The organism is Solicola agrisoli, from assembly GCF_049059935.1.
In the GTDB taxonomy this organism is placed as follows: Bacteria; Actinomycetota; Actinomycetes; order Propionibacteriales; family Nocardioidaceae; genus JAURVT01.
Genome location: NZ_JBMGQR010000003.1, coordinates 17,391 through 43,094 on the forward strand (window position 1 = coordinate 17,391; position 25,704 = coordinate 43,094).

Sequence of the window (25,704 nt, forward strand, 5' to 3'; positions counted from 1 at the left end):
GTGTCCGACATGCGATGATCCGCCCGTGACGACGGTGATGGAGCGAGCCAGGCGCGCGGCCGACCCCTGGGTCCCCGAGGGCACGACACGTGCCCAGAAGGTCGCCGTCGCGGGCCTGGTGATGGTGCTCGCGCAGCTCGCGTTCCGTGCCTGGGCGGTGCACGGGAGCTACTTCCTCGAGGACGACATCCAGTTCCTGTCCGACGTCGCCCGGGGCCGCGACGACCTCGCCTGGTTCTTCCGACCGCACAACGTGCACTTCATGCCGGGAAGCTTCGTGCTGGTGGCGGTCCTCGGACACGCCGGAGCCTTCAGCTGGGCGACGGCCACGGTGCAGATCATGGCGATGCAGTCGCTCGCCAGCCTGTCCGCCTGGTGGATGCTCCGGCGGCTCTTCGGGTCGTCGCCCTGGGTGCTGCTCCCCCTCGGGTTCTACCTGTTCACGCCCATGACCTTCCCGAGCATCATGTGGTACGCGGCGGCGATCAACCAGCTCCCCCTGCACACCTGTCTGTTCGTCGCGATCGCCCTGCACGTGGAGTACCTGCGCACGAACCGTCTGCGACTCGCCCTCGCCACCGCCGCCGTGGTCGTCCTGGGCCTGGCGTTCTACGTCAAGGCCGTCGCGATCCCCCTCGTGCTCGGTCTGGTCGCGGTCCAGTACTTCGCCACCGGGTCCTTCCCGCGCCGACTCGTGGCCGTCCTGCGGACCTACTGGGCCGGGTGGGTCGTGCTGGGCACGGTGACGGCGGGCTACCTGGTGATGTACCTCGCCCGCCGCCCCCCGTCCGGGGGCAGCGGCGGGGACGTCCCCTTCGTCGGCCTCGCCCAGGCGATGCTCGTCGACAGCTTCGGCACCTCGGCCCTCGGGCTGTCCTGGCAGTGGGCCGTGGTCCGCGACGGCCCACGCCTGTCGACCGACCCGTCGAGCGCGGTCGTCACCGTGGCCTGGCTGGTCCTGGTCGCGGTCGTCGTCCTGCTGTGGGCGACGCGCACCCACGCCCTGCGCCCGCTGCCGATCCTCGGCGCGTACCTCTTCACGTCCTACCTGATCATCGCCGGCGGCCGGGCCGGCGACTTCGGTGTCGACCAGACCGGGCACGAGCTGCGCTACCTGTCCGACACGGCCGCCGTGGCGGCGTTCGTGCTCGCCGCGATGGTGCTGCCGCTCCGCGGTCCCACGGTGCGCAACGAGCCACGCGAGCGCTCGCGCATCGAGCTGAGGACGCCACGCTGGCTGCTGCCGCTCGGTTGCGTCGTCTTCCTGGTGGCCTCGCTCGTCTCGTCGGTCGCGTACGCCCGGTCCTGGCACGACCGCAACCCCTCGAAGGACTTCATCACCACGACTCTCGACGACCTCTCGTCGGCCGACTCACCACCGTCGCTGATCGACACCGCGGTGCCCGACGACGTGCTCTGGAGCGCCAACACGCCCTACAACCTGCCGTCGAGGATGTTCGCGCCGGTCGCCGGCTCCTTCACGACCCCGGACGAGGGCAACGACCTGTCCATCCTCGACGCCGAGGGTCACGTCCGCACCGCGGCCGTGGAGCCGTCCGTGACGGGGCTGCCCGGACCCGTCGAGGGCTGCGGCTACCTCGTCCGGCAGGCCCCGGTCACGGTGACGCTGGGCTCGCGCACCTACGACTACCCGTTCTGGATGTCGGTGGGCTACCTGGCCGACGCCGACGGCGAGGTCGTCGTCACCGCCGGGGCGCGGACACGTCGCGTCCCCGTCGAGAAGGGCCTGCACACCATGTTCCTGCGCACCGAGGGGGCGTTCGGCGAGGTGACCTTCTCGGTGCTGCGCACCGGCACCCTGTGCGTCGACACCGTCGCCGTCGGTCCCCCGAAGGTCGATCCCCGATGACGGACGCGCGCCCGGTGTACCCGGGCCTGGACACCCTGCGGGCGATCGCGGCGCTCGCCGTCGTCGTCACCCACGTCGGCTTCCAGACGGGCTTCTACGGCTCCGGCGCGCTCGGCGCCGCGGTCGCGCACCTCGACCTCGGCGTCGCGGTCTTCTTCGTGCTCTCGGGATTCCTCCTCACGCGCCCCTACCTCGTCGCGGCCCACGGCGGCAGACCCGCTGACCGGGCGGGACGGTTCTACGTCAAGCGGGCCCTGCGGATCGTGCCGGTCTACGCGGTCAGCGTCGTCGCCGCCCTGGTCCTGCTCGACCAGCCCAGGCCGGTGACGCCCGAGCTGCTGCTGCGGCACGCGACCTTCACGCAGGTGTACTCCGCCGAGGGCCTCCCTGCGGGCCTGACCCAGATGTGGAGCCTGGCCACCGAGGTGGCCTTCTACGTGCTGCTTCCGGTGCTGTGCTGGCTCGCCACGCGCCCGCTGGCCCGCCGGCTGCCTCGGGTGCCGCTCGCCTGCGCCATGGCCGTCGGCGTGTCGGTGGCGTGGAACGCCGGTCTCGGCTCCGTCGTGGGCGGCCAGGCCCAGCCCAACCTGTGGCTCCCCGCGTTCGCCGGCTGGTTCGCGGTGGGCATCGCCCTGGCGTGGGTCACGGTCGTCCCCTCGGCCAAGAGCCGCCCCTGGGTGGCCACGGTGCTGGTCGCCGCCCGACGTCCCGGCGCGTGCTGGCTGCTCGCCCTGGCGATCTTCGTGGTGGTCTGCACCCCGGTCGGAGGACCGCTGGGCCTGATCCTGGCCGACCCGTCGCAGGCCGTGGCCCGCAACCTCGCCTACACGGCGATCAGCGGGCTGGTCGTGCTGCCGGCCGTGCTCGGCCCCACCACGGGTGTCTACGCGCGTGCCTTCGCGCTGCCCGTCCTCCGACACCTCGGTCACATCTCGTACAGCGTGTTCTGCTGCCACCTGATCGTGCTCGACCTCGCGTTCGAGCTAATGGGGACCGAACCCTTCCGGGGCGGGTTCTGGGCCGTGCTCGCCGTCACCGTGCTGCTGAGCGTCGCGGTGTCCGAGGTCCTCTACCGCGTCGTCGAGCGCCCGGCGCTGCGGCTCAAGGACGTGGGCCGCAGGCACAGCACCGCCGAGGCCAGCACTCCCAGGCAGGACGCCGCCACCAGCTGAGGCCACGCGAGGTCACCGGCCCACCCGTCCGGGGCACCCCAGGGCCGGACGACGTACGCCGAGCCCGCGACCACCAGGAGCGTCGCCGCCACCCAGGGGGCGACGTCCTGGCCCGGCGCGAACCGGCGCACCGCCGCCAGCAGCGCGGCGCCCAGCCCGGCGGCCGCCAGACCCGGGAGACCGGCCACGAGCAGGGCCGCCACGACCACGGACGTGCCCACGACTCCTCGCGTCCAGCGTCGCCCCCGCCGACCTCGAGCGGGCGGCGCGTCCTCGCGGCCACGCAGTCCGCCGAGGACCACCAGCAGCACGAGCAGGAGCAGGCCCAGGCCCAGGCCGGCGCGGTAGGAGTCGTCAAGCTCGAATCGGAGGCGCAGCTCCTCTGCTCGCCCGTCCACGACGTAGCCCTGCTGCCAGCCGTTCACGGTGACGGAGCGCCCGTCGCCGCGGTCGGAGCGGCCGGCCCAGCCCGCGTTGACGTTCTCGCGCACGGTGACCAGACGCTCCCGCCCCTGTCCCGTGGACAGGTCGAGGTCGCGCGAGGACGCACCCCACGCCCCGACGACGTCGGCCTCGTCGGACGTGGCACCGATCGAGGCGGTACCGCCGAGCACGACGGTGGTCGGCCGAAGCGCGTCGGTCGCGTCGACCGTGACCCGTGTGCGCCCCGCCTGCAGAGTCACCTCCTCGGCGTCGCACGGATCGGCTCGCACCTCGTCCCCGGCCTGCAGGGCCGACCGTGACCCGACGAGCTCGGTGCGGAGGACGGTCGCGCCCACGCGGATCGACGGTCCGCTGCCACAGCCGAACGCCTCCGGCGTCGAGGACACGTCGACGGGGAACAGCCGACGTCCCGGCAGGCTGATCTCGCTGACCCCGATCGGGAGCTCGGTGCCGACGCCGTCGAAGCCGAGGTCGTTCGTCGGTCGGTCGGTCGCCAGGTGGACCTCGAGGACGTCGGTGGTGAGGGGGTCGAAGGTGGCCGTGCCGTCGACGAGCTCGGCTTCGCGACTCTCACCCGTCCGCGAGACGACACGGACACGCGTCGGGGTGGACGCCGCGACGTCGCCGGCGGTGCGCACCCGCACCGAGTCGATCTCGCGCTCCCCCACCCACTGCAGGGTGAGCGTCGGGTCGCCGTCCTCGGGGTCCGCGACCCACGACGTCGTGGGGTCGCCGTCGATCGCCGAGGCGGCGCCCGCCACGGGGGCCGCCAGCGCGCGGCTCGAGGCGGTCACCCGGGCGAGTCGGTCGCGCTGGACCAGGGAGTCGAGCGCGGCACCTCCGCGCCCCGCGACCCGGACCGAGGCGGGGTAGGTCCGTCGTTCCGTCGCGGGCACGATCCGATCGATGGTGGTCTCGTCCTCGGCCTGCGCGGCGCGGGCGGGAGCGCACTGGATGACGCCGGACACCCGGATGCACCCGTCGGCGTGCGCGTCGTCCGCAGCGAGGACCACACGGTCGGGTGCCCCCCAGGCCCCCGGCATCGAGGGGAGGACGAGGGGCCGCGTGACCTCGACACCCGGCACGACCAGCTCGGCGACCGCGAGCGGGGAGGCCGCGGTCGACGTCCCCGACACCCGCACCGAGGTCGTGCGGCCCGACGGCAACCGGACCCGCCCCGGGGTGCCGGGACGCAGGACCGCCCGCGCCGACCCGCGATCGGTGCTGACGGTGACGCTGCGGCGGCGGGTGTCGTCGCCGCCCAGGGTCAGCTCGACGTCGCGCACCACCGTGGGTCGCTCCAGCCCGAGCTCGAGCCACGCCGTCGTGTCGTCAGACACCGACGCCCGCCACTGCGTCGAGGGATCGCCGTCGAGCGCCGACCACGGCTGCGCGGCCGGGTCGATCTGCGACAGCGTGGTCACGTCCGAGCTCGAGGACGACGCCCGCAGCGACCGGGCACCGCGCAGCAGCGGCGTGGTCGTCGACACGTCGTCCGGGTCGTAGGCGTGCACGGCGCGGTCGGCCCGGTACGGCTCGTCGACCGCCAGCGTGTTGGAGCGGTTGTGGTTCGACAGCCCGAAAGCCGCTTCCTGGCGGCGCTGGCCGTCGGTGAGCACCAGCAGCGGCGGACGCGACGACGGGTCGGCGTCGGCAGCCATCACGACGTCGCGATCGCGCGTGAGGCCGAGGTCGTCGAGCGTCAGCAGCGACGGTCCGCCGCCCACGACGACGGGGGTCGACGCCGTGGCCTGGACCGAGGCACGCGACGCGGGGTCGTCGAGGGCGAACACCTCGACCGCCGGGTGGACGGCCTGCCACCCCCGGTTGACGAACACACGGTCTCCGCCACCGGGGCGGAGCGTCGCCTCCCCGCCCAGGTCGGGGCCGAACGACGCCACCGAGCGCACCCCCGGGGTCGTGCGCAGCGTGGCGTAGACCAGCTCGGGGTCGATGGCCCCGGCGTCGCGAGCGAGGTCGTTGCGCACCACGAGGTACGAGACCCCCGAGCGCCGCAGCGTCGAGGCGAGTCCCTGGGATCCCCGCCCGGTGGCGAACCGGGCGCCGATGGCGTCGAGCGCGTCGATCGAGCGGCCGGGCGTGAGCGGGACGGCGTTGCGGACCGTCCAGGGCGAGCCGGCCAGCGGCTGCAGCGGCTCGTCGCCCGTGCGGCCCCACTGGTAGTCCCCGAAGGGTGTGCCGGGCAGCAGCAGCGCCCCGCGCCCGTCGTCCCGCCCCGCCAACCACGAGCTGGCCTGCGTCCAGTAGTCCGGCACCTGGTCGAACGAGCCCCGCGGCGCGAGCTGCGACGTCCACGCCGGCGCCGTGGCCCCGGCCAGGGCGACGACGGCGAGCGCGGCCACGCCCACGGCGAAGGGGTCACGACGACGCGCCGAGCCACCGACCCGGGCGCCGTGCGCCCGCGAGAGGGACCCCAGCAGGTGCGCCAGGCCGAGGACGAGGGGCAGCCGGACGACGGGATCGAGCTTGTGGTTGTTGCGCAGGGGCGCGAGCACGCCGTCGAGCAGGTTCTCGACGTGACCGGCGGCGACGCCCTGCACCGCACCGGTGTGGCCCGCCGTCACCAGGACCAGGCCGAGCAGCAGCCCCAGCAGCAGGAACGTCCGGTGCCTGTTGTCCCTGCGCACCAGTCCGGCCGCGCCGAGCGCGACCACCACGACGCCGTTCGCCACCACCGTGGCGTCGCGCAGCAGGGCGCCGCCCGCCACGCTGTCGGGTGACACGTAGGCGGTCCAGTTCGTCGTCCCCCGCAGGGCGTCGACGAGCGTGCCCGCGAACGTCGTGGTCGAGGCGCTCTCGATGAAGTCGAGGAACGGCGGACTGTAGGCACCGAGCAGGAACAGCGGCAGCAGCCACCACAGGCAGCCGACGAGCACGAGCAGCGGCCACCACACCATCAGCTGACGCCGACGCGCCGACGGCGGCTGCACCAGCAGCCAGAGCGCACCCAGCGGCACCACCGCGAAGGTGGCGGCCGCGTTGACCCCGCCGACGCACGCCACTGCGAGCGCCGACAGCGCGGCCATCTGACGTGGGCTCCCGCGTCGCACGCCGATCACGAGCGGCACGAGCACCCACGGCGCGAGCGCGGACGGCCAGACCTCGATCGAGCTCGGACCGATCACGGTCAGCATCCGCGGGGACAGGGCGAACGCCAGGCCCGCGACGATCCGCGCCCAGGGGGTGCCGACGCCGAGTGCCGAGCACAGCTTCACGGTGCCGAGGAACGCGGTCACGAGCACCAGCGACCACCACAGTCGCTGCACCACCCACGGGTCGAGCGAGGCGAGGTGGCCGAGCCAGAAGAACGGGCCCATGGGGAACAGGTAGCCGTACGCCTGGTTCTGCACCTGGCCGAGCGCACCGTCGGGGTCCCACAGGGTCAGGGCCCGCGCGAGGAAGCCTCCGGGGTCGACGCTGAGGTCGAGCTTGGTGTCGGTGACGACGCGACCCGGCTGCTGGACGAACGTCAGGGCGACGAGCACCGCGGACGTCGCGACCAGGCGGATGCGCCACGCCGTGCGTACGTCCTGGGTGGTGGCGCTCACCGCTTCCTCAGGACGATCGCGAGGTTCCAGGTGACCAGCTCGCGCAGCACCGGGACGCGCAGCACCCACCACGCCCAGCGCGGGTGGTACCGCGGCATCACGGTGACGACGTCGGCGTCCCGCACGCGACGCGACCAGGCCAGCCCGCCGGCCGCGGTGACGGCGAACAGCGAGGTGCCGTAGACGTTCTTGGGCGGGTGCCCGTGGCGACGCTCGTAGCGACGCGCGGCGCGGCGACCGCCGAGGTAGTGCCACGGGGAGGTCTCGTGGCCGCCGTGCGGGCCCCACCAGAGCGTGTACGAGACGAACACCAGCCCCCCAGGACGCGTGACCCGCACCATCTCGTCGGCCATCGTCCACGGCTCGCCGACGTGCTCGAGGACGTTGGAGGAGTAGGTGACGTCGAAGGAGCCGTCGGCGAAGGGCAGGGCCATCCCGCTGCCGAGGACCGTGCCGGGCGCGGGCTCGCCGATCCCCGACAGCTCGCCGACGTCGGCGTCCAGCGGGGTGTACCGCGCGCCGGCCCGGCCGAACGCGTCGCGGAAGTAGCCGGGTCCGCCGCCGACGTCGAGCACCCACCGGCCGTCGAGCGGCTCGTAGCGCTCCAGCTGGGCCACCGAGTCGGCCGCCAGCGAGCCGTAGAACCGGGCCGGGTCGGACTGCTCGACGCCGAAGTCGCGGAACAGTCGGACCGAGCGTCGCAGGGTCGGCTCGGCGCTGCTGACGGGGACGTGCACCCGCCGAAGATACTCGATGCTGACGAGGCGTCGACATGCAAGTGACCGATCGGTAACACGCGAAGTAACTCATTGGTAACCTCTCCCGCGGAGGGAACACCCGATGACTGCTCGACCACGCGTGCTGATCTGCAACTGGCGCGACACCCGCAACCCCGAGGGAGGCGGGTCCGAGCTGTACGTGGAGCACGTCGCCCGCGGCCTCGTCGACGCCGGCATGGACGTCACCGTCTTCTGCGCCGCGCACGCCGCCGCCCCCGCCGACGAGGTCCGCGGCGGCATCAGGTTCGTCCGCCGCGGCGACAAGCTGCAGGTCTACGTCCGGGCCATGCTCGGCCTGGCCCTGCGGCGGTTCGGCCGCGTCGACGCCGTGGTCGACGTCCAGAACGGGCTGCCGTTCCTCACCCGGCTGTTCACCCGCGCGCCCGTGACCGTCCTGGTGCACCACGTGCACCGCGAGCAGTGGCCCGTGGTCTACCCCGGGCTCGTCGGCCGCATCGGCTGGTGGGTCGAGTCAAGCCTCGCCCCGTGGGTCTACCGCCGCAGCCAGTACGTCGCCGTCTCGTACGCGACACGCGACGAGCTCGCCGCGCTCGGCGTCGACCGCGAGCGCATCACCGTCGTGCACAACGGCAGCGCGCCCCCACCTCCCGTCCGTGCGACCCGCTCGACGACGCCGCAGATCTGCGTCGTCGGGCGGCTGGTGCCGCACAAGCAGGTCGAGCACGCCATCGACGCGGTCGCCGAGCTCGACGTCCCCGGCCTGCGGCTGGTGGTCGTCGGCGACGGCTGGTGGTCCGAGGAGCTGCACGCCTACGCCGCGCAGCGCGGCGTGGCCGACCGGGTGGAGTTCACCGGCTTCCTGTCCGAGGCCGAGATGCACGAGGTCTACGCGGCGTCCTGGCTGATGGCGTTGCCCTCGATCAAGGAGGGCTGGGGACTGGTGGTCGGCGAGGCAGGGACGCACGCCACCCCGACCGTCGCCTACCGCGACGCCGGCGGCACCCGCGAGTCGGTCGACGACGGTGTCTCGGGCGTGCTGGTCGACGACCGCGAGGAGATGCTGCGCGTGATCGACGAGCTGCTCGGCGACGAGGAGCGTCGGGAGCGACTGGGTGCCGGAGCGCTCGACAGGTCGCGGATGTTCACCTGGGACCAGTCACGAAAGGAGTTCGCCACCGTGGTGACGAACTCCTTGTGAGGTGAAGCTGTTCAGCTGTGCAGTGCGGCAGCGTCAGTTGCTGCCGTAGTCCACGACCGAGGCCTTGACGGGCTCCGGGTTCGAGCTGCTCCCCTGCGTCTGCACGACGCCCACGACGGTGGCCGTCGCGAGTGCCGCTCCGGCGACGAACGCCACGACGGTTCCGAGCACAGTTCCCACGTTGGTGTCCTCCCTAGTCCTGGGCGAGATGTTACCAGCCCGTAGGCCGGTTTGGGGCGGCTCGACCGAACCGGGATCGGCCCGGATATCGTGACCGCCCATGGTGGGGAGCCGCACGCTGAAGGCACTGCTGGAGGGCACCCGCCCTCGGCAGTGGTCGAAGAACGTGCTGGTCGCCGCCGCCCCCCTGTCGGCGGGCGTGCTGGTGGAGAGCACCGTGTGGGTGCGGGTCCTGGCGGCGTTCGCCTCGTTCGTCGCGGCGAGCGCGGCGGTCTACCTCCTCAACGACGTCTGCGACCGCGAGCACGACCGGCGCCACCCCCTCAAGCGCGACCGGCCCGTGGCCTCGGGCCGGCTCCCGGTGGGCGTGGCGGTGGTCGCCGCCGGGGTCGCGGCTCTGCTGTCGCTCGGCATCGGCCTCGCGGTCGCTCCCGACCTCGCGGTCGTCATGGCCGTCTACCTCGTCTCGCAGGTCGCCTACTCGTACTGGCTCAAGCAGCAGCCCGTGCTCGACATCGCCGTCGTCTCGCTCGCGTTCCTGCTCCGTGCCGTCGCCGGCGGTGTCGCCGCCCAGGTGGAGCTCTCCCAGTGGTTCCTGCTGGTGGCGTCGTTCGGCTCCCTCCTCGTCGTGGCCGGCAAGCGCTTCTCCGAGCTCGTGCGGCTGGGCGCCGACGCCGGCACTCGCGCCAGCCTGACGATGTACTCCGAGTCGTACCTGCGCTTCGTGTGGAGCCTGGCCGCCGCCGTCACCGTGACGGCCTACAGCCTCTGGGCCTTCGAGATCGCCCCACCCACGGGAGTCCCGTGGCAGGCGGTCTCCATCGCCCCGTTCACCATCGCGATCCTGCGCTACGCCGCCGACGTCGACCGCGGTGTGGCAGGAGAGCCCGAGGAGGTCGTGCTGCGCGACCACGTGCTCCAGGTGATCGGCATCGTGTGGCTAGCGTGCTTCGTGCTGGGGGTGGCGGCGAGAGGCTGAGCGCCGCACCAGTCCCACAGCCACCGCGGCGAGCGTCAGCAGGGCCAGGGCCCAGCCGGCCGCCACGGCCGCGACCTCGCCCCACGCCGGTCGCCTCACGTCGACCTCACCGGGCACCGCGTAGACGTCGACGTCGCCGCCGGTGAGCACCGGGTCGAGCGCCGCGAGCCCGTCGGCGGGCAGACCGACGGGCCCCGCGTCACGCTCGACGACCACCACCCCGACGCCCTCGCGGGCCAGCGTCTGCGCGAGACCCGGGCGCCCCAGCGCCTCACCCACCCGTCCGGCACGGGGGTCCTCCCCCGCGATCGGCCGCCCCGAGACGCGCAGGGTGTCGTCGACGAGCGTGGACCGGTCGAAGAACCGTCCGGCGGGGTCGAGCACCGGCCGGCCACGGTTCCACGACGGCGCCCGGTACGAGCCGAAGGGGAGCACGAGGACGTCGCCCGGGGCGTCGAGGTCGGAGACGGCCTGACGCGCCTGGGTCCACGACGCCGGATACGCGACCGGCGAGAGCCGGCCGCCGACGCCCCACGCGAGGTCGGGCAGCTCCACCAGCGGGAGCAGCGCGACCACCGTCACCACGACCCAGCGGGACGCGCGCGGCGCTCGACGCAGCCGGCGGGCCAGCGCGCCGAGGGCGTGCCCGACGAGCAGCGCCTGCAGCGGTGCGAGCAGGGCGAGGTAGCGGGTGCCGTCGCGCACCAGTCCCCCGCCGGGCACCGCGTCGACGACGGCGGCGACCGCGTCGGGCACCAGCCACCCGGCGAGCGCGACGATCAGCCCGGCGGCACCGAGCACGGCCAGCGGCACCAGGGGCGCCGACGCACGCCGCGCCGGACCGACGCCGGCCAGCACCACCGCCCAGACGAGCACGACGAGCACGGGCGCGACGGCCAGCGTGCGCGAGTCGGGCACCACCTCGGTGTTCCACACGCCGCCCAGGCTCAGGGCTGCGCCGAGCCTTCCGACCCCCGCCTCGGGCTGCAGCGAGAACGCGTCGACGGCCGCCGGGTCGCTGCGCGCGGAGCCCACGTGCACCAGCCCGGCCAGCACCCAGGGCGCGTTGGCCCCGACCACGAGCGCGACGGCGACCGTCCACCGACGCGCCGCCGCCGTCCCCCGCCCGACCTGGGTGACGACGACGGCCAGCGCGCCCATGAGCCCGGTGGCCGGGCTGAGCGCGGTCGCGAGGACGGCGATCCCCAGCGGCACCCACGCCCCCGGGGCCCCCGCCCGCAGCGCGAGCCCGGCGCGCAGCAGCCACGGGAGCGCGGCGTAGGCGACGAGCAGCGGCCACTGGCCGAGCACCAGGCGCTCGGCGACGAACGGGTTGACGACGTAGAAGGTCGTCGCGCCCACCTGGGCGGCGCTGCCCGCGTCGCGCAGGAGGCGTCGGGCGCCCTCCCCGGCCAGGCCCAGCGCGAGCACCAGGACGAGCTTCTGGACGAGCGACGCCGGCAGCACCGCACCCAGCAGCGCCACCACCGCGTCGGACGGCACCGCGCGGGGCAGCGCGGACCCCAGGCCCCACAGGTCGCTGCGCGTGGGGTCGAGGTGCGGCACCCACACCATGTCGTAGGTGAGCACGTAGCCCGGCGCGAGCAGCGGCGCGGTGACCAGCAGCGACAGCGCCCAGGGCCAGGCGCGCGCGAGCCAGGACGGCACCGACCTCATCGCACGGGCTCCTCGGGTCGCCGGACCGGACCTCGTGGTTGTATCGCCCCGTGACGACCGACGCGCGCCCGACCCGCCGACTCGTCGGCACCGGGTCGCGCGTGGCGATCGCGATGGTGGTGATGAACGCCGCCGTCTACCTGTTCAACGTGGTGGCCGCCCGCGCGCTGGAGCCGCGCGACCTCGGTGCCGTCGCGGCGCTCCTCGGCGTGGTGCTCGTGGGCAACGTCGCCTCGCTCGCCGTGCAGGCCACCACCGCGCGGCGCATCGCCGTCGAGCCCGGCTCCGCGGCCGACGTCGTGGCCACCGCGGGCCGGGTGTCGGTGGTGGTGGCGGTCGTCGTCGGAGCGCTCGCGATGGCGCTGTCGCCCGTGCTCGAGCGCGCCCTGCGGCTGGACTCGGTGTGGCCGGTGCTGCTCTGTGGCGCCAGCCTGGTGCCGCTCACCGTCATGGGCGCCGTGGCCGGCGTGGCCCAGGGCTCGGGCCGCTGGGGCTCGCTGAGCAGCGTCTACGTGGTCAACGGGCTCGGACGCCTGCTCGGCGGGTCGGTCGCCGTGCTGGTGAGCCCCACCGTGACGGCCGCGATGCTCGGCATCGCCGTCGGCGCGTGGGCACCGGTGCTCGCCGGCCTGCACCTGCTGCGGCGCGACGCCGGCACCACCCCGGCCCCGCCCCGCCCGTTCGTGCGGGAGGCCGTGCGCGGCTCGCACGCGCTGCTCGCCTACGTGCTGCTGAGCAACCTGGACGCCCTGCTCGCGCGCAGCGTCCTCAGCCCCCACGACTCGGGCCTCTACGCCTCCGGCCTGATCCTGGCCAAGGCCGCGCTGTTCCTGCCGCAGTTCGTCTCGGTGGTGCTGTTCCCCGACCTCGCCCGCTCCACCGGTCACCGCGCGCGGCTCCGCGCCGTCGGCCTGGTGGCCGGACTGGGCGCGGTGGCGGTCGCCGCGACCGCGGCGCTCCCCCAGGTGGCCCTCGTCCTCGTGGGCGGCGGGCAGTACCGCGAGATCGCCGACCTGCTGTGGCTGTTCGCGCTCTCGGGGTCGGTGCTCGCGATCGTGCACCTGCTCGTCTTCGACGCCCTCGCGCGTCAGTCGCACGGCGTCATCCCGCTGCTGTGGGTGGCCAGCGCGACCGTCGTCGTCCTGGCCGCGACGCTGGACCTCCACGTCGCCGGGCTCGCCACCGTGGTGGCCGGGGTCGCCGTGGCGACGGCCGTCGGCGCGTACGCGGTGTCGCACCGCAGCGGCCCGGCGCCGCCGGCCTGACACCCGGCGCCGGTCAGTGGCCGGCGTCGTGCCAGGTGGTGCCCACGCCCACCGACACGTCGAGCGGGACGGCCAGCTCCGCGGCCCGCGCCATCTCGGTGCGCACCAGCGCCTCGACGGTGTCGCGCTCGCCCGGCGCCACCTCGAGCACGAGCTCGTCGTGCACCTGGAGCAGCAGGCGCGAGCGGACGTCGGCGACGCGCAGCGCGCGCTGGACGTTGAGCATGGCGACCTTGATGATGTCGGCGGCCGAGCCCTGGATCGGGGCGTTGAGCGCCATCCGCTCGGCCATGTCGCGGCGCTGGCGGTTGTCGCTGTTGAGGTCGGGCAGGTAGCGGCGCCGGCCCATGATCGTCTCGGTGAAGCCGGTGGACCTCGCCTCGCCGACGATGCCGCGCAGGTAGTCGCGGACCCCGCCGAAGCGCTCGAAGTACTCGTCCATCAGGCCCTGGGCCTCGCGGGTGTCGATGCCGAGCTGCTGCGACAGCCCGTAGGCCGACAGGCCGTAGGCCAGGCCGTAGTTCATCGCCTTGATCTTGCTGCGCATCGCGGTGGTGATGTCGGCCGGGTCGACGCCGAACACCCGCGCCGCCATCACGGTGTGGAAGTCCTCGCCCGACAGGAACGCGGTGATCAGGCCCTCGTCCTTGGACAGGTCGGCCATGATCCGCATCTCGATCTGGCTGTAGTCGGCCGTCAGCAGCGTCTCGTAGCCGGCGCCGACGCAGAACGCGCTGCGGATGCGGCGGCCCGACTCGGTGCGGATCGGGATGTTCTGCAGGTTGGGGTCGGTCGAGCTCAGCCGGCCGGTCGCGGCGATCGTCTGGTTGTACGTGGTGTGGATGCGGCCGTCGTCGGAGATCGTCTTGCGCAGGCCCTCGACGGTCTGCCGCAGCCGGATCGCGTCGCGGTGGTCGAGCAGGTGCGCCAGGAACGGGTGCTGGGTCTTCTCGAACAGGCCGGAGAGCGCGTCGGCGTCGGTGGTGTAGCCGGTCTTGGTGCGCTTGGTCTTGGGCATCTCGAGCTCGTCGAACAGCACCACCTGCAGCTGCTTGGGCGAGCCGAGGTTGACCTCCTTGCCGATCACCTCGTAGGCGTCGGCCGCCGCCTTGGCGACCTTCTCGGAGAACTCCGCCTCGAGCTCGGCCAGCCGCTCGTCGTCGACGGCGATGCCCGTCTGCTCCATGTCGGCGAGCACCCCGACGAGCGGAATCTCGACGTCGGTGAGCAGCGTCGTGCCGTTGATCTCCTCGAGCTCGGCGTCGAACGCGACCGCGAGGTCGGCCACGGCCCGGGCGCGCAGCATGGCGGCCTGCGACTCGTCGGCGTCGCCGCCCACCTCGAGGGTGAGCTGCGCGGGGTCGTCGGCCTCGTCGCGCAGCTCGCGGTGCAGGTAGCGCAGCGTGAGGTCGGCGAGGTCGTAGGAGCGCTGGTCGGGGCGAGCGAGGTAGGCCGACAGCGCGGTGTCGCGCTGGAGCCCGCCGAGCGTCCAGCCGCGCGAGCGCAGCGCGAGCAGCGGCCCCTTGGCGTCGTGCATGACCTTGGGACGGTCGTCGTCGGCCAGCCACGCGGCGACGACGGCCTCGTCGTCGGGCGACAGGTCGGAGGCGTCGACGTAGGCCGCCACGCCGTCGGCCACCGCGATCGCGAGGCCGTGGACGTCGCCGGCGCCCGAGCCCCAGGTGCCGGCCACGTGCAGGCCGACGCGGACGCCCGCCGCGGCGTTCTCCTCGAGCCAGCCGGCCACCTCGCCCGCGGCCAGGACGCTGGTGTCGACGTCGAAGCCGTCCTCGGCGTCGGGCTCGTCGGAGGTGAGGGTCTCGAACAGGCGGTCGCGCAGGACGCGGAACTCCAGGCCGTCGAACACCCGGTGGATGGCGTCGCGGTCCCACGGCTGGATGCCGAGGTCGGCCGGGCCGGCGTCGAGGGTGAGGTCGCGGACCAGCGCGTTGATGCGGCGGTTGCGGATGACGTCGCTCAGGTGCTCGCGCAGGGACTCGCCGGCCTTGCCCTTGACCTGGTCGACGTCGCGCACGATCGTCTCGAGGTCGCCGAACTGCGCGATCCACTTGGCGGCGGTCTTGGGGCCCACGCCCGGGACGCCGGGCAGGTTGTCGCTGGTCTCGCCCACGAGCGCCGCCAGCTCGGGGTACTGCGCGGGCACGACGCCGTACTTGGCCTCGACGACCGCCGGGGTCATCCGGGTGAGCTCAGAGACGCCCTTGACCGGGTAGAGCACGGTGGTGGTGTCGCTGACCAGCTGCAGCGCGTCGCGGTCGCCGGTGCAGATCAGCACCTCGAAGCCCTGCTCCTGGGCCTGGGTGGCCAGCGTGCCGATGATGTCGTCGGCCTCGTACCCGTCGAGCTCGAGGTAGCGGACGCTCATCGCGTCGAGCACCTCCTTGACCAGGGAGACCTGGCCGCTGAACTCCGCGGGCGAGGACGACCGGTTGCCCTTGTACTCGGCGTACTCGGTGGTGCGGAACGTCTGGCGGGAGACGTCGAAGGCGACCGCGAGGTGCGTGGGCTGCTCGTCGCGCAGCACGTTGATGAGCATCGACGTGAAGCCGTAGACGGCGTTGGTGTGCTGGCCGGTGGTGGTCGAGAAGTTCTCGACCGGGAGGGCGAAGAAGGCCCGGTAGGCCACGGAGTGCCCGTCGATCAGCAGCAGTCGCTTCGCGTCGCTCTTGGTGTCAGCCACCTCGCGACCTTATCGCCCGGCACCGACGGTTCCCCACCCGCGGGCGGGAGGGTTCACAGACCCGGGCGGAGCTTGCGTCCGGAGTCCTGACGGCGACGGAGCGTGCGGCGCACGGCGATCAGACGGCCGGTGTCGCGCGAGCTGGTGGCGATGCCGGCGAAGCGCGAGCGGAGCACGCTGACCTGCGCCCCACGCACGGTGGCGACCTGGCCGAAGCCGAGGCGGGTCAGGAAGCGGTGGGCGTCGCGGGAGTTGACCGGCGCGGACGTGAGCACGACCTCGCAGTCGCACTCCTCGGCCCACGACACGGCCGACGACATCAGCGTCGACGCGACGAACTTGCGTCGGCACGCCGGCGAGATGTGCAGGTCGCTGACGATCATCGTGCGGGTGGTGTGGATCGGCGTGAGCGGGCGCAGCTGCACGGCCAGGACGCCCACGATCTCGCCGTCGAGCAGCGCCACCATCAGGCGACGGTCGGGGCTGGAGACGTAGGCGTCGAGCGCGGTGGCGGCCTCGGCGGTGGACGGCTGGCGCCACAGGCTCGGGGCGTTGACCGAGTCGGCCGCCTCGGTGCCGGCGAGGTCGACGCACGACGACCACAGCTCGACGAGTGCGGCGGCGTCCTCGGGCTCGGCATGCCGGACCACGACGGGCAGACGGGACACGGCTCTCCTCCACGGTCGTCACACGAGTTCGGCACTGCCCCCGGCCACGCACACTACACCCGGCCGGACGCGCCACCAGGGGGTCGGCCCCTGGTCCCGGACATCGCCTTGCGGGCCCGGGAGGTGGTGAGACTACTCCCGCCGCCGCACCCGTCGACGGGACCCCGGGCACCCGATTGCAACAACCCGGTCACGAAGTCGCCCGAAGCCTTCATGTGACAGACCCGACACATGGATGTGGTTATGCTCCGGCACAGCCATGACAGCCCCAGGGCGATCCCCTGCGTGCTGCCCACGACGCCGAACAGGAGCCAGATGTGCGTCTGCGCATAGCGGCACTCATGGCACTGCTGATGACAGCGGTGCTTCTCGGCGGGTTCTCCAACCCCGCCAGCGCGGCCGACGGCCGCGCACCCTCCACCGTCGGCGCGGAGGACGGCCAGACCACCACGGTCCGCGGCGTCCTCCAGAACCGGGCCGACGGCGGCTCCACGCCCGTCGAGGGCGCCACCGTCACCGTCACCACCGGTGGCGCCGAGGTCGAGGCCACCAGCGACGCCCAGGGTCGCTTCGAGGCCGAGATCCCCTTCGTCGCGGGCCAGCAGGTCGAGGTCGCCCTCGACGAGGGGTCGCTCCCCGACGGCGTCGCGCTCCGCGAGGGCCAGTCGGCCACCCGCACGCTGACCATGTCGAACACGCTGGGCCTGCGCGTCAACTTCCTGCTCGGCGCCGGCAACAGCCAGGCCGCCAGCGGCCTGAGCGAGCTGCCGCAGGTGATCTACAACGGCGTGTACTTCGGCGTCATCCTCGCGCTCGGCGCGCTGGGGCTGTCGATGATCTTCGGCACCACCGGCCTCACCAACTTCGCCCACGGCGAGCTGGTCACCTTCGGCGCGATCATGACGTACACCTTCAACGTGACGGCGGGGTTGTCCATCTGGATCTCGGCCCTGCTGGCGATCATCCTGTCGGGCGCGTTCGGCTGGCTCCAGGACACCGTCTTCTGGAGACGCCTACGACGGCGGGGCACGGGGTTGATCGCGATGATGATCGTCTCGATCGGCCTGCAGTTCCTGCTGCGCAACGTCTTCCAGTTCTTCACCGGCGGACGCACCAGCAACTACCGCGAGTACTCCACGCCCGAGGGCATCTCGGCCGGTCCGATCACCTACACGATCCGCGACCTGGTCTGCCTGGCCATCGCCATCGTGCTGCTGCTCGGCGTGACGTTCGCGCTCCAGCGCACCCGGATCGGCCGCGCCACCCGCGCGATCGCCGACAACCCGGCGCTCGCGGCGTCCACCGGCATCAACGTCGACCGCGTCATCACGGTCGTGTGGACCGTCGGCGCCGGCCTGGCCGGCACCTGCGGCGTGCTGCTCGGCTTCACCCAGTCGGTGAAGTTCGACCTCGGTGCGCAGATCCTGCTCGTCATGTTCGCCGCCATCACCGTCGGCGGTCTCGGCTCGATCTGGGGTGCCATCATCGGCAGCCTCATCGTCGGCGTGCTGATCGAGCTCTCGACGCTCGTCATCCCGTCGGAGCTGAAGATCGCCGCCGCACTGTTCCTGCTCATCATCATCCTGCTCGTGCGACCGCAAGGTCTGCTCGGACGCAGAGAGCGCATCGGCTGAGCCGGGAGGACCACCATGGACACCATCGAGAGCGCACTGCGCGCCGCCATCGGCATCCAGGCCGTGTACTTCTGCCTCGCGGCGATCGGCCTCAACGTCCAGTTCGGCTACGCCGGACTGCTCAACTTCGGACAGGCCGGCTTCCTGGCCGTGGGCGCGTACGCGTTCGCCGTCAGCGTCGCCAGCTTCGACCTGCCCTTCTTCGTCGCGATCTTCATCGGCCTGGCCTGCACGGCCCTGCTGGCGCTGATCCTGGGCATCCCGACGCTACGACTCAGAGCCGACTACCTCGCCATCGCGACCATCGCGGCGGCCGAGGTCATCCGGCTCTTCTTCGGGGCGTCGTTCAAGGACTACTTCAACGGACGCGACGGCGTCTCCCAGTTCTCCGCCGCGTTCCAGGCCGCCAACCCGTTCGACGGGCCGGTGCTGGGCTTCCGCGCCGGCGACTTCTGGGTCATGGTCGTCGGCTGGATCCTGGTCCTGCTGTCGAGCCTGCTGCTGTGGCTGCTCATGCGCTCCCCCTGGGGACGCGTGCTGAAGGCCATCCGCGAGGACGAGGAGGCCGTCCGCAGCCTGGGCAAGAACGTGTACTCGTACAAGATGCAGGCGCTCGTGCTCGGTGGCCTGATCGGCTGCCTCGGCGGCTTCATCCTGGCCTTCGGCCAGAACTCGGTGCAGCCCGACAACTTCAGCTCGGACCTGACGTTCATCGTCTACACGATGCTGATCCTCGGCGGCGCCGCCCGCATCGTCGGCCCGATCTTCGGTGCCGTCGTGTTCTGGGGCTTCCTGTCCCTGATCAGCGGGATCCTCGGCGACCTCACCGCCGGCGACAACCCCGTCCTGCCCACCTGGCTGATCACCGATCAGCAGATCGGCTCGGTCAGGTTCATGATCGTGGGGATCGCCCTCATCCTGCTGATGATCTTCCGTCCCCAGGGAGTCTTCGGCGACCGAAAGGAGATCGCGCTCGATGCCCGATGACACCGTGCTCGCCAAGGACCCCGCCAAGCCCGGGATCGACGACCCCATCCTGGTGGCCGACAACGTCACCCGGACCTTCGGCGGCCTGACGGCCGTCGACGTCGACCACGTCGAGATCCCCCGGGGCAAGATCACCGCCCTGATCGGGCCCAACGGCGCCGGCAAGACGACGTTCTTCAACCTGCTCACCGGCTTCGACGAGGCCGACACGGGCACCTGGACGTTCAACGGACGCTCCATCGCCAACACGCCGGCCCACAAGGTCGCCCGTCTCGGCATGGTCCGCACGTTCCAGCTCACCAAGGTGCTCTCCAAGCTCTCGGTGCTAGAGAACATGCGCCTTGCGGCCACCGGCCAGAAGGGCGAGAAGTTCTTCAGCGCGCTGTTCAGCGGGCTGTGGGGCGCCCAGGAGAAGGCCAACACCGAGCGTGCCCGTGAGCTGCTGGCCCGGTTCAAGCTCGACGCCAAGGAGTCCGACTTCGCGGGCTCGCTGTCCGGCGGCCAGCGCAAGCTCCTCGAGATGGCGCGCGCGCTCATGGTCGAGCCCGAGCTGGTGATGCTCGACGAGCCGATGGCCGGCGTCAACCCGGCCCTGAAGCAGTCGCTGCTCGGCCACGTGAAGTCCCTGCGCGAGGACGGCATGACCGTGCTGTTCGTCGAGCACGACATGGACATGGTCCGCGACATCTCCGACCACGTCATCGTCATGGCGCAGGGCAAGGTCATCGCCCAGGGCACCCCCGACGAGGTCATGGGCGACCAGCGCGTGATCGACGCCTACCTCGGCGAGCACCACGACACCGACATCACGCAGGAGCGCGACGCCGCCGCGCCCGAGACGGAGGCACGATGACCAGCGAGCTCGTCCCCGGGCCCGACTCCCCCGACGCCGTCACCGAGATCCCCGGCCTGCCGCCGGAGGACGCCGGGCGCGAGGAGCACCTGCGACGGGCCGAGGGCGCCATCCTGCGCGCCGACGACCTGATCGCCGGCTACCTGCCGGGCGTCAACATCCTCAACGGCACCGACCTGTACTGCCACGAGGGCGAGCTCGTCGGCATCATCGGCCCCAACGGCGCCGGCAAGTCGACGCTGCTCAAGGCGCTGTTCGGCCTGGTGAACATCCACACCGGCAGCGTCACGCTGCGCGGTGAGAAGATCACCAACGAGCGGGCTGACAGCCTCGTCACCAAGGGCATCGGGTTCGTCCCCCAGACGAACAACGTGTTCCCGAGCCTGACGATCTTCGAGAACCTGCAGATGGGCTGCTACCAGGCACCCAAGAAGCTCGACGAGCGGATCGACTTCGTCGGCAGCATCTTCCCGGCGCTGATCGAGCGCAAGGGCCAGCGCGCCGGACAGCTGTCCGGCGGCGAGCGCCAGATGGTCGCGATGGGCCGCGCGCTCATGATGGAGCCCTCGGTGCTGCTGCTCGACGAGCCGTCCGCCGGCCTGTCCCCCGCGCTCCAGGACGAGGTCTTCGTCCAGACGCGGGCGATCAACCGCGCCGGCGTCTCGATCATCATGGTCGAGCAGAACGCCCGACGCTGCCTGCAGATCTGCGACCGCGGCTACGTGCTCGACCAGGGCCGCAACGCCTACACCGCCCCAGGGCGCGAGCTGATGAACGACCCCAAGGTGATCGAGCTCTACCTCGGCACCCTCGCCAAGGCCTGACCCGCACCACCCGCACGGCCCGTCTCCCCTCGTGGGAGACGGGCCGTTCGTGCGTCCCGGCGGTGCCCCACCCACCACCGCGCCGCTCCGGCGGTGCCCCACCCACCACGTCCGGCCGCTGTGTGGTGGGTGCGGCACCCCGCGTCGTGGGTGAGGCACCGCCGGCCGGGTGCGGGGTGTGGCCGGTCAGGAGGGCGCGGCGAGGACGTGTCGGGCTGCGCGGCGAGGCTGGCGGTGGGTATGGCCCCAAGATCGAGCGGATCCTGGGGCCATACCCACCGCCGGCGCATCAGCAACCACGGTGGACGCCGCCGCGGTGGCCCACCCACCACATTCGGCCCCTGGGTGGTGGGTGCGGCACCTCGCGTCGTGGGTGAGGCACCGCCGGCCGGGTGCGGGGTGTGGCCGGCCAGGAGGGCGCGGCAAGGACGCGGCGGGCTGCCCGGCTCTCTCGTCCTCGGCCCGGCGGTGGCCCACCCACCGCGTCCGGCCCCTGGGTGGTGGGTGCGGCACCCCGCGTCGTGGGTGAGGCACCGCCGGCCGGGTGCGGGGTGTGGCCGGTCAGGAGGGCGCGGCGAGGACGTGACGGGCTGCCCGGCGCGCTCGTCCTCGGCCCGGCGGTGGCCCACCCACCACCCGCGGTGCGTCACCCACCACCTGGGCGGCGGACGTGGTGGGTGCGGCACCTCCCGGCGGGACAGCGGTGGGTAAGGCACCTCCCCGCAGGACTGGCGGTGGGTATGGCCCCAGAACGAGGCGGATCCTGGGGCCATACCCACCGCCGGCCCGTGAGTCGCGGGCACGCGAAAGGCCCCGGCCCACCCGCGAGGGATGGACCGGGGCCTGACGTCAGGCGTGGCTCAGGTCAGCTGTTCGGACCGATGCCGGCCTTGATCATCTCGGGGATGATCTTCTTGGTCTCGTCGAAGGCGATCAGGACGATGGCGTCCGGATCGGTGCCCTTGACGTCGTTGACCTCGGCGGTGAAGTTGGCCGCGTCGGGCGCGTACAGCTTCTTGACCGTGATGGTGCCGCCGGCCTCGGTGAAGAACTTCTCCACGTTGTCGGCGAGGGCCTCACCGTAGGAGTCCTGGCGGGCCAGGATCGCGATGTCGGTGTTGCCGTCGTCGGTGGCGAGGTTGGCCAGGACGTTGCCCTGGAGCACGTCCGAGGGCGCGGTACGGAAGTACAGGCCCTTGTCGGCGTAGGTGTCGAACGCCGTGGAGGTGTTGGCCGGCGAGATCTGCAGGACGCCGGCGTTGACGATCTTGTCGATGACGCTCAGCGAGACCGACGAGGAGGCCGCACCGACGATGACGTCGGCGTTGGCCGCGAGCAGCTTGTCGACCTCCTGCGGGGCGATGTTCGGGGTGCCGTCACCGGAGTCGGCCGAGACCGCCGTGACGTCCTTGCCCAGCACGCCGCCGGCCTCGTTGAGCTCCTGGACGGCGAGCTTGACGCCCGCGATCTCCGGGGGGCCGAGGAAGGCGAGGTCGCCCGTCTGCGGCAGCAGCGAGCCGACGACGAAGTTGCCGTCGCCGTCGGGGATGTCACCGGAGATCTGCTGGTTGGCGGCGGGCTCACCGGAGTCGGTGACCTGGCCCTCCTCGTAGCTGACCGGCTTGTAGTTGTTGTCCTCGCCGTACTCGTAGATGCCGATGGTGGCGGCCGAGGGCGAACCGGTGGAGTTGAAGTCGACGGGTCCGGAGACGCCGTCGTAGTCGATGTCCTTGTCGTCGTCCAGGAGCGCCTTGCACTCCTTGAACGAGGTGCACTTGGTGCCCTCGGCGGAGACGGCCTGCATCTGCTCGGCGATCGCCTTGGAGTTGTCGTTGCCGGCGGCCTCGGCGGCGAGCGCCGAGAGGATCACGGCGTCGTACGACTCCTGGCCGTAGGTGAAGTCCTTCAGGTTGCCGTCGACGCCCAGCAGACGCTTGCGGAAGTCGTCCGACAGCTTGGGGCCGGGGTAGGTGGCCTTGACGCCCTTGAGCGTGCCCGGGTCGAAGTCCTCGCCGTAGTCGGCCGTGTTGCCGTCGACGAAGTAGATCTGCTTGTTGCTGGAGCTCGAGCTGGCGCTCGAACCGGCACTCGACTCGTCGCTGCTGTCTCCGCCGCCGCCGCAAGCAGCCAGCGCGAGGGCGCTGGCCGCCGCGAGAGCCGCGATGCGCGCCACACGTGAGGGGCGTGTCATGGATCCTCCGGGATGATCGGTGAGGGGTGGTCGTGTCACGCGATGGCGGGGTCCCCGCTGCCACGTGGGCTAGAACCTAGCCGCGATTTGTCACGTGGACGTGTCAGTCGGCGAATCGAAACCCGATGTTGCCAAGTTGTGACCTCACCCCCGCGCGGCCCGTCCCCGCAGGCCTCCGAGGCGCCGCTCAGGAGGTGGACGACGACGTGTCGCCGGCGTCCGGACGCGCTCCGTCGGCCAGGGCCGGACCCTGCGCCACGACGCCGTCGGCCACCTCGCGCATCGACATCCGCAGGTCCATCGCGGTGCGCTGGATCCAGCGGAACGACTCGGGCTCGGTCAGGCCGAGCGACTCCTGCAGGACGCCCTTGGCCCGCTCGACGGCCTTGCGTGCGGCCAGGCGCTCGGTGAGGTCCTTGACCTCGGACTCCAGGTGGGCGACCTCGGCGAACCGGCTCACCGCCATCTCGATCGCCGGCACCAGGTCGGACTTGCTGAACGGCTTCACCAGGTAGGCCATCGCCCCGGCGTCGCGGGCGCGCTCCACCAGGTCGCGCTGGCTGAAGGCGGTGAGCATGACGACGGGCGCCACGCGCTCCTCGGCGATCTGCTGGGCGGCGGAGATGCCGTCGAGCTTGGGCATCTTGACGTCCATGACGACCAGGTCGGGACGGTGCTCGAACGTCAGGCGGACGGCCTGCTCGCCGTCGGCGGCCTGGCCGACGACCTCGTAGCCCTCCTCGGTGAGCATCTCGGCGAGGTCCAGCCGGATCAGCGCCTCGTCCTCGGCGATGACGACGCGACGCGGCACGGGCGTGGAGGGTGGGTCGGCAGGCACGTGAGAAGGTTATCCCGCTCCGTCGCTCGCACCGACGGGCCGGGTTGGCGGAATGGCAGACGCGGTGGTCTCAAACACCACTGTCCGCAAGGACGTGCGGGTTCGAGTCCCGCACCCGGCACGCAGGTCAGGTCGCGAGGCGCCGGAACAGGTAGTGCCCCACCAGCCGGCCGCTCACCGACACGCTGCTCCCGGCGAAGAAGTTGTCCTGGCTCTGCTCGCCCGTGGGCACGAACGTCACCGACCCGGTGACCAGGTCCCAGCCCTCGGCGCACACCAGGTTCAGGTCGGCGCTGACGTCGGCGCCGCGCCCCTCGACCGTCGGCTCCTGCGAGCCCCACGGCCAGATGTCGGCCCGCTGCACCTCGAGGTCGAGCTGTCCCCGACGAGCGGGTCCTAGGGGCGCGACGGCGCTCGGGTTGTGGAGACGTGCGTCACACGGTGAGACTGGCGCCCATGCGCCGCTCCCCCGCCGTCCTCGCCGTGCTCTCCACCGTCCTCGCGCTCGTCGGCCTGAACGCCCCGGCGCAGGCGACCGGACGCGGCCACGACCACCACGCGTCGCGCGCCGGGTTCACGGCCAACGTGATGGCGCCGCTCAAGGTCACCGACTGGGCCGACTTCACCGCCGACCTGCGCCGGGTGAAGGCCTACGGCGTGCAGGCCGTCAGCGTCGACGTCTGGTGGGGCGACGTCGAGAAGGCTGGCGACAACCGCTTCGACTGGAGCTACTACGACCGGGTCTTCGACGTCGTCACCGACGAGGGTCTCGACCTGGCGCCGATCCTGTCGTTCCACCAGTGCGGCGGCAACGTCGGCGACGACTACACCAGCCTGCTGCCGTCGTGGCTCTGGGCCAAGTACGACGGACGCCGCCTCGACGGCGTCACGCTCGACGCCGACGGCCTCAAGCACCGCAGCGAGCAGGGCAACGTCTCGGCCGAGACGGTGCAGGGCTGGGCCGACGAGCTGGTGCTCGGCGAGTACCGCGACTTCACCAAGGCCTTCGCGCAGCGGTACGGACGGACGCTGCGCCGCGACGTCGTCGAGGTGAACGTGTCGCTCGGCCCGTCGGGCGAGCTGCGCTACCCGTCCTACAACGCGCACGACACCGGCACCGGCTACCCCACACGTGGCGCGCTGCAGGCCTACTCGCCGCTCGCGGTGGCCGACTTCCGCGCGGACACGATCGACCGCTACGGCTCCCTGCGCCGCGTCAACCGCGCCTGGGGCACCGCCTACCGCTCGGTGCGCCAGATCGCTCCCCCGGCCGACGCCGAGTCCTTCTTCGCCGACGGCACCTACAGCCGCACGCGGTACGGACGGGACTTCGTCGACTGGTACAACGGCTCGCTCGCCGAGCACGGCGAGCGGATGCTCACCACCGTGGCCACGGCGCTCGGCCGGACGTTCCCCCGCGCCGACCTCGGCTACAAGGTGCCCGGCGTGCACTGGACGATGACCAACCCGGCCTTCCCGCGCGCCGCCGAGGTGACGTCGGGACTGATCAGCGGCATCGGTCCGCGCCGCGGTCACGGCTACGCGCGCTTCGTCGCCCTGGCGCGGCAGGTGCAGCGCGAGACCGGGCGGCACTCGGTCATGCACTTCACCTGCCTGGAGATGATGGACCAGGACGTCGCGCCGCAGTACTCGCTGGCCCAGACGCTCGTCGGCTGGGTGGGCGACGAGGCCACCCGTCAGCGGGTCGACCTCAAGGGCGAGAACGCGCTCGCGGGCGGGGTGTACTCCGACGAGGGCTGGGACAACATCACCAGCGCGGTGGACGACCACGGCTACGACGGCCTCACCGTCCTGCGCGTCGGCGACGTCGCCGACGGCGTGGGCGCACGTCGCTACGCAGCCCTCATCGCCGCCCAGACCCCCTGAACGCAGTTGTCGGTGCGTGGTGATGCC

19 protein-coding genes and 1 tRNA gene are annotated in these 25,704 nt (G+C 72.4%); 11 read left to right on the forward strand and 9 right to left on the reverse strand.

The window, feature by feature from the left end:
• Window positions 1–25: 25 nt before the first annotated feature.
• Together ACI6PP_RS01990 and ACI6PP_RS01995 are read left to right on the forward strand one after the other, a co-directional pair.
• A complete protein-coding gene (locus tag ACI6PP_RS01990) occupies window positions 26–1,870 on the forward strand; it encodes a hypothetical protein (protein WP_421108623.1) in 1,845 nt (614 codons plus the stop codon).
• Window positions 1,867–3,042, forward strand: coding sequence for an acyltransferase family protein (locus ACI6PP_RS01995; protein WP_421108625.1), 1,176 nt, complete (start codon window positions 1,867–1,869; stop codon window positions 3,040–3,042). The genes ACI6PP_RS01990 and ACI6PP_RS01995 overlap by 4 nt, the downstream gene beginning before the upstream one ends.
• Here ACI6PP_RS01995 and ACI6PP_RS02000 read toward each other — a convergent pair.
• Both ACI6PP_RS02000 and ACI6PP_RS02005 read right to left on the reverse strand, forming a co-directional pair.
• Window positions 2,940–7,055: an alpha-(1->3)-arabinofuranosyltransferase domain-containing protein gene (locus tag ACI6PP_RS02000; protein ID WP_421108626.1), complete on the reverse strand. Its 4,116-nt coding sequence runs from the start codon at window positions 7,053–7,055 to the stop codon at window positions 2,940–2,942. The genes ACI6PP_RS01995 and ACI6PP_RS02000 overlap by 103 nt on opposite strands.
• Window positions 7,052–7,792, reverse strand: a complete 741-nt coding sequence (locus ACI6PP_RS02005; protein ID WP_421108627.1) for a class I SAM-dependent methyltransferase — start codon at window positions 7,790–7,792, stop codon at window positions 7,052–7,054. The genes ACI6PP_RS02000 and ACI6PP_RS02005 overlap by 4 nt, the downstream gene beginning before the upstream one ends.
• Window positions 7,793–7,895: 103 nt before the next feature.
• Between ACI6PP_RS02005 and ACI6PP_RS02010 the strand changes: the two genes are divergently transcribed.
• Window positions 7,896–8,993 (forward strand): glycosyltransferase family 4 protein, encoded by a 1,098-nt coding sequence (locus ACI6PP_RS02010; RefSeq protein WP_421108628.1) that lies wholly within the window; start codon window positions 7,896–7,898, stop codon window positions 8,991–8,993.
• Between the two features lie 33 nt (window positions 8,994–9,026).
• Here the strand turns inward: ACI6PP_RS02010 and ACI6PP_RS02015 are convergent, their stop codons facing one another.
• The gene (locus ACI6PP_RS02015) at window positions 9,027–9,173 is read right to left on the reverse strand and encodes a hypothetical protein (RefSeq protein WP_421108629.1); all 147 of its coding nucleotides are present in this window, start codon (window positions 9,171–9,173) and stop codon (window positions 9,027–9,029) included.
• A gap of 100 nt (window positions 9,174–9,273) precedes the next feature.
• On the opposite strand from ACI6PP_RS02015, the gene ACI6PP_RS02020 reads away from it, so the two are divergent.
• Window positions 9,274–10,152: a decaprenyl-phosphate phosphoribosyltransferase gene (locus ACI6PP_RS02020; protein WP_421108630.1), complete on the forward strand. Its 879-nt coding sequence runs from the start codon at window positions 9,274–9,276 to the stop codon at window positions 10,150–10,152.
• Here the strand turns inward: ACI6PP_RS02020 and ACI6PP_RS02025 are convergent.
• On the reverse strand, window positions 10,114–11,829 hold the full coding sequence (locus tag ACI6PP_RS02025) for an MmpA family trehalose lipid delivery protein (RefSeq protein ID WP_421108631.1): 1,716 nt from the start codon (window positions 11,827–11,829) through the stop codon (window positions 10,114–10,116). The two genes, ACI6PP_RS02020 and ACI6PP_RS02025, sit on opposite strands and share 39 nt — an antisense overlap.
• Window positions 11,830–11,879: 50 nt before the next feature.
• Between ACI6PP_RS02025 and ACI6PP_RS02030 the strand changes: the two genes are divergently transcribed.
• Complete coding sequence (locus ACI6PP_RS02030; protein WP_421108633.1) at window positions 11,880–13,094, forward strand: lipopolysaccharide biosynthesis protein; 1,215 nt, start codon at window positions 11,880–11,882, stop codon at window positions 13,092–13,094.
• 13 nt (window positions 13,095–13,107) lie between these two features.
• On the opposite strand, the gene polA is transcribed toward ACI6PP_RS02030, so the two are convergent.
• On the reverse strand, window positions 13,108–15,795 hold the full coding sequence (polA, locus tag ACI6PP_RS02035; RefSeq protein ID WP_421108635.1) for a DNA polymerase I: 2,688 nt from the start codon (window positions 15,793–15,795) through the stop codon (window positions 13,108–13,110).
• A 53-nt stretch (window positions 15,796–15,848) separates the two neighbouring features.
• On the reverse strand, window positions 15,849–16,463 hold the full coding sequence (locus tag ACI6PP_RS02040; RefSeq protein WP_421108637.1) for a GNAT family N-acetyltransferase: 615 nt from the start codon (window positions 16,461–16,463) through the stop codon (window positions 15,849–15,851).
• A gap of 341 nt (window positions 16,464–16,804) precedes the next feature.
• On the opposite strand from ACI6PP_RS02040, the gene ACI6PP_RS02045 reads away from it, so the two are divergent.
• The 4 genes from ACI6PP_RS02045 to ACI6PP_RS02060 are packed head-to-tail and all read left to right on the forward strand — an operon-like array spanning window position 16,805 to window position 20,761.
• On the forward strand, window positions 16,805–18,097 hold the full coding sequence (locus tag ACI6PP_RS02045) for a branched-chain amino acid ABC transporter permease (protein WP_421108638.1): 1,293 nt from the start codon (window positions 16,805–16,807) through the stop codon (window positions 18,095–18,097).
• 15 nt (window positions 18,098–18,112) lie between these two features.
• Entirely contained in the window at window positions 18,113–19,084 is a 972-nt protein-coding gene (locus ACI6PP_RS02050; protein WP_421108640.1) for a branched-chain amino acid ABC transporter permease, read from the forward strand.
• Window positions 19,074–19,937 carry an ABC transporter ATP-binding protein gene (locus ACI6PP_RS02055; protein WP_421108642.1) on the forward strand — a complete coding sequence of 288 codons (864 nt, stop codon included), beginning with the start codon at window positions 19,074–19,076 and terminating at the stop codon, window positions 19,935–19,937. Before ACI6PP_RS02050 ends, ACI6PP_RS02055 begins: the two co-directional genes overlap by 11 nt.
• Window positions 19,934–20,761 (forward strand): ABC transporter ATP-binding protein, encoded by an 828-nt coding sequence (locus tag ACI6PP_RS02060; RefSeq protein ID WP_421108644.1) that lies wholly within the window; start codon window positions 19,934–19,936, stop codon window positions 20,759–20,761. The genes ACI6PP_RS02055 and ACI6PP_RS02060 overlap by 4 nt, the downstream gene beginning before the upstream one ends.
• Window positions 20,762–21,626: 865 nt before the next feature.
• Here the strand turns inward: ACI6PP_RS02060 and ACI6PP_RS02065 are convergent.
• A complete protein-coding gene (locus ACI6PP_RS02065) occupies window positions 21,627–22,952 on the reverse strand; it encodes an ABC transporter substrate-binding protein (protein ID WP_421108646.1) in 1,326 nt (441 codons plus the stop codon).
• A 187-nt stretch (window positions 22,953–23,139) separates the two neighbouring features.
• Window positions 23,140–23,790 (reverse strand): ANTAR domain-containing response regulator, encoded by a 651-nt coding sequence (locus ACI6PP_RS02070; protein ID WP_421108647.1) that lies wholly within the window; start codon window positions 23,788–23,790, stop codon window positions 23,140–23,142.
• A gap of 38 nt (window positions 23,791–23,828) precedes the next feature.
• Here ACI6PP_RS02070 and ACI6PP_RS02075 point away from each other — a divergent pair.
• Window positions 23,829–23,911, forward strand: a tRNA-Leu gene (locus ACI6PP_RS02075).
• Between the two features lie 6 nt (window positions 23,912–23,917).
• Here ACI6PP_RS02075 and ACI6PP_RS02080 read toward each other — a convergent pair.
• Window positions 23,918–24,154 carry a hypothetical protein gene (locus ACI6PP_RS02080; RefSeq protein WP_421108648.1) on the reverse strand — a complete coding sequence of 79 codons (237 nt, stop codon included), beginning with the start codon at window positions 24,152–24,154 and terminating at the stop codon, window positions 23,918–23,920.
• A 92-nt stretch (window positions 24,155–24,246) separates the two neighbouring features.
• On the opposite strand from ACI6PP_RS02080, the gene ACI6PP_RS02085 reads away from it, so the two are divergent.
• Window positions 24,247–25,677 carry a family 14 glycosylhydrolase gene (locus ACI6PP_RS02085; protein WP_421108650.1) on the forward strand — a complete coding sequence of 477 codons (1,431 nt, stop codon included), beginning with the start codon at window positions 24,247–24,249 and terminating at the stop codon, window positions 25,675–25,677.
• Window positions 25,678–25,704: the final 27 nt, after the last annotated feature.

What these genes read in the sequence shown, in the direction of transcription:
- ACI6PP_RS01995 (WP_421108625.1), top strand. Translation starts at nt 1,867, where the DNA reads ATGACGGACGCGCGCCCGGTGTACCCGGGCCTGGACACCCTGCGGGCG.
- ACI6PP_RS02010 (WP_421108628.1), top strand. Translation starts at nt 7,896, where the DNA reads ATGACTGCTCGACCACGCGTGCTGATCTGCAACTGGCGCGACACCCGC.
- ACI6PP_RS02020 (WP_421108630.1), top strand. Translation starts at nt 9,274, where the DNA reads ATGGTGGGGAGCCGCACGCTGAAGGCACTGCTGGAGGGCACCCGCCCT.
- ACI6PP_RS02025 (WP_421108631.1), bottom strand. Translation starts at nt 11,829, where the DNA reads ATGAGGTCGGTGCCGTCCTGGCTCGCGCGCGCCTGGCCCTGGGCGCTG.
- ACI6PP_RS02045 (WP_421108638.1), top strand. Translation starts at nt 16,805, where the DNA reads ATGGCACTGCTGATGACAGCGGTGCTTCTCGGCGGGTTCTCCAACCCC.
- ACI6PP_RS02050 (WP_421108640.1), top strand. Translation starts at nt 18,113, where the DNA reads ATGGACACCATCGAGAGCGCACTGCGCGCCGCCATCGGCATCCAGGCC.
- ACI6PP_RS02055 (WP_421108642.1), top strand. Translation starts at nt 19,074, where the DNA reads ATGCCCGATGACACCGTGCTCGCCAAGGACCCCGCCAAGCCCGGGATC.
- ACI6PP_RS02060 (WP_421108644.1), top strand. Translation starts at nt 19,934, where the DNA reads ATGACCAGCGAGCTCGTCCCCGGGCCCGACTCCCCCGACGCCGTCACC.
- ACI6PP_RS02065 (WP_421108646.1), bottom strand. Translation starts at nt 22,952, where the DNA reads ATGACACGCCCCTCACGTGTGGCGCGCATCGCGGCTCTCGCGGCGGCC.
- ACI6PP_RS02085 (WP_421108650.1), top strand. Translation starts at nt 24,247, where the DNA reads ATGCGCCGCTCCCCCGCCGTCCTCGCCGTGCTCTCCACCGTCCTCGCG.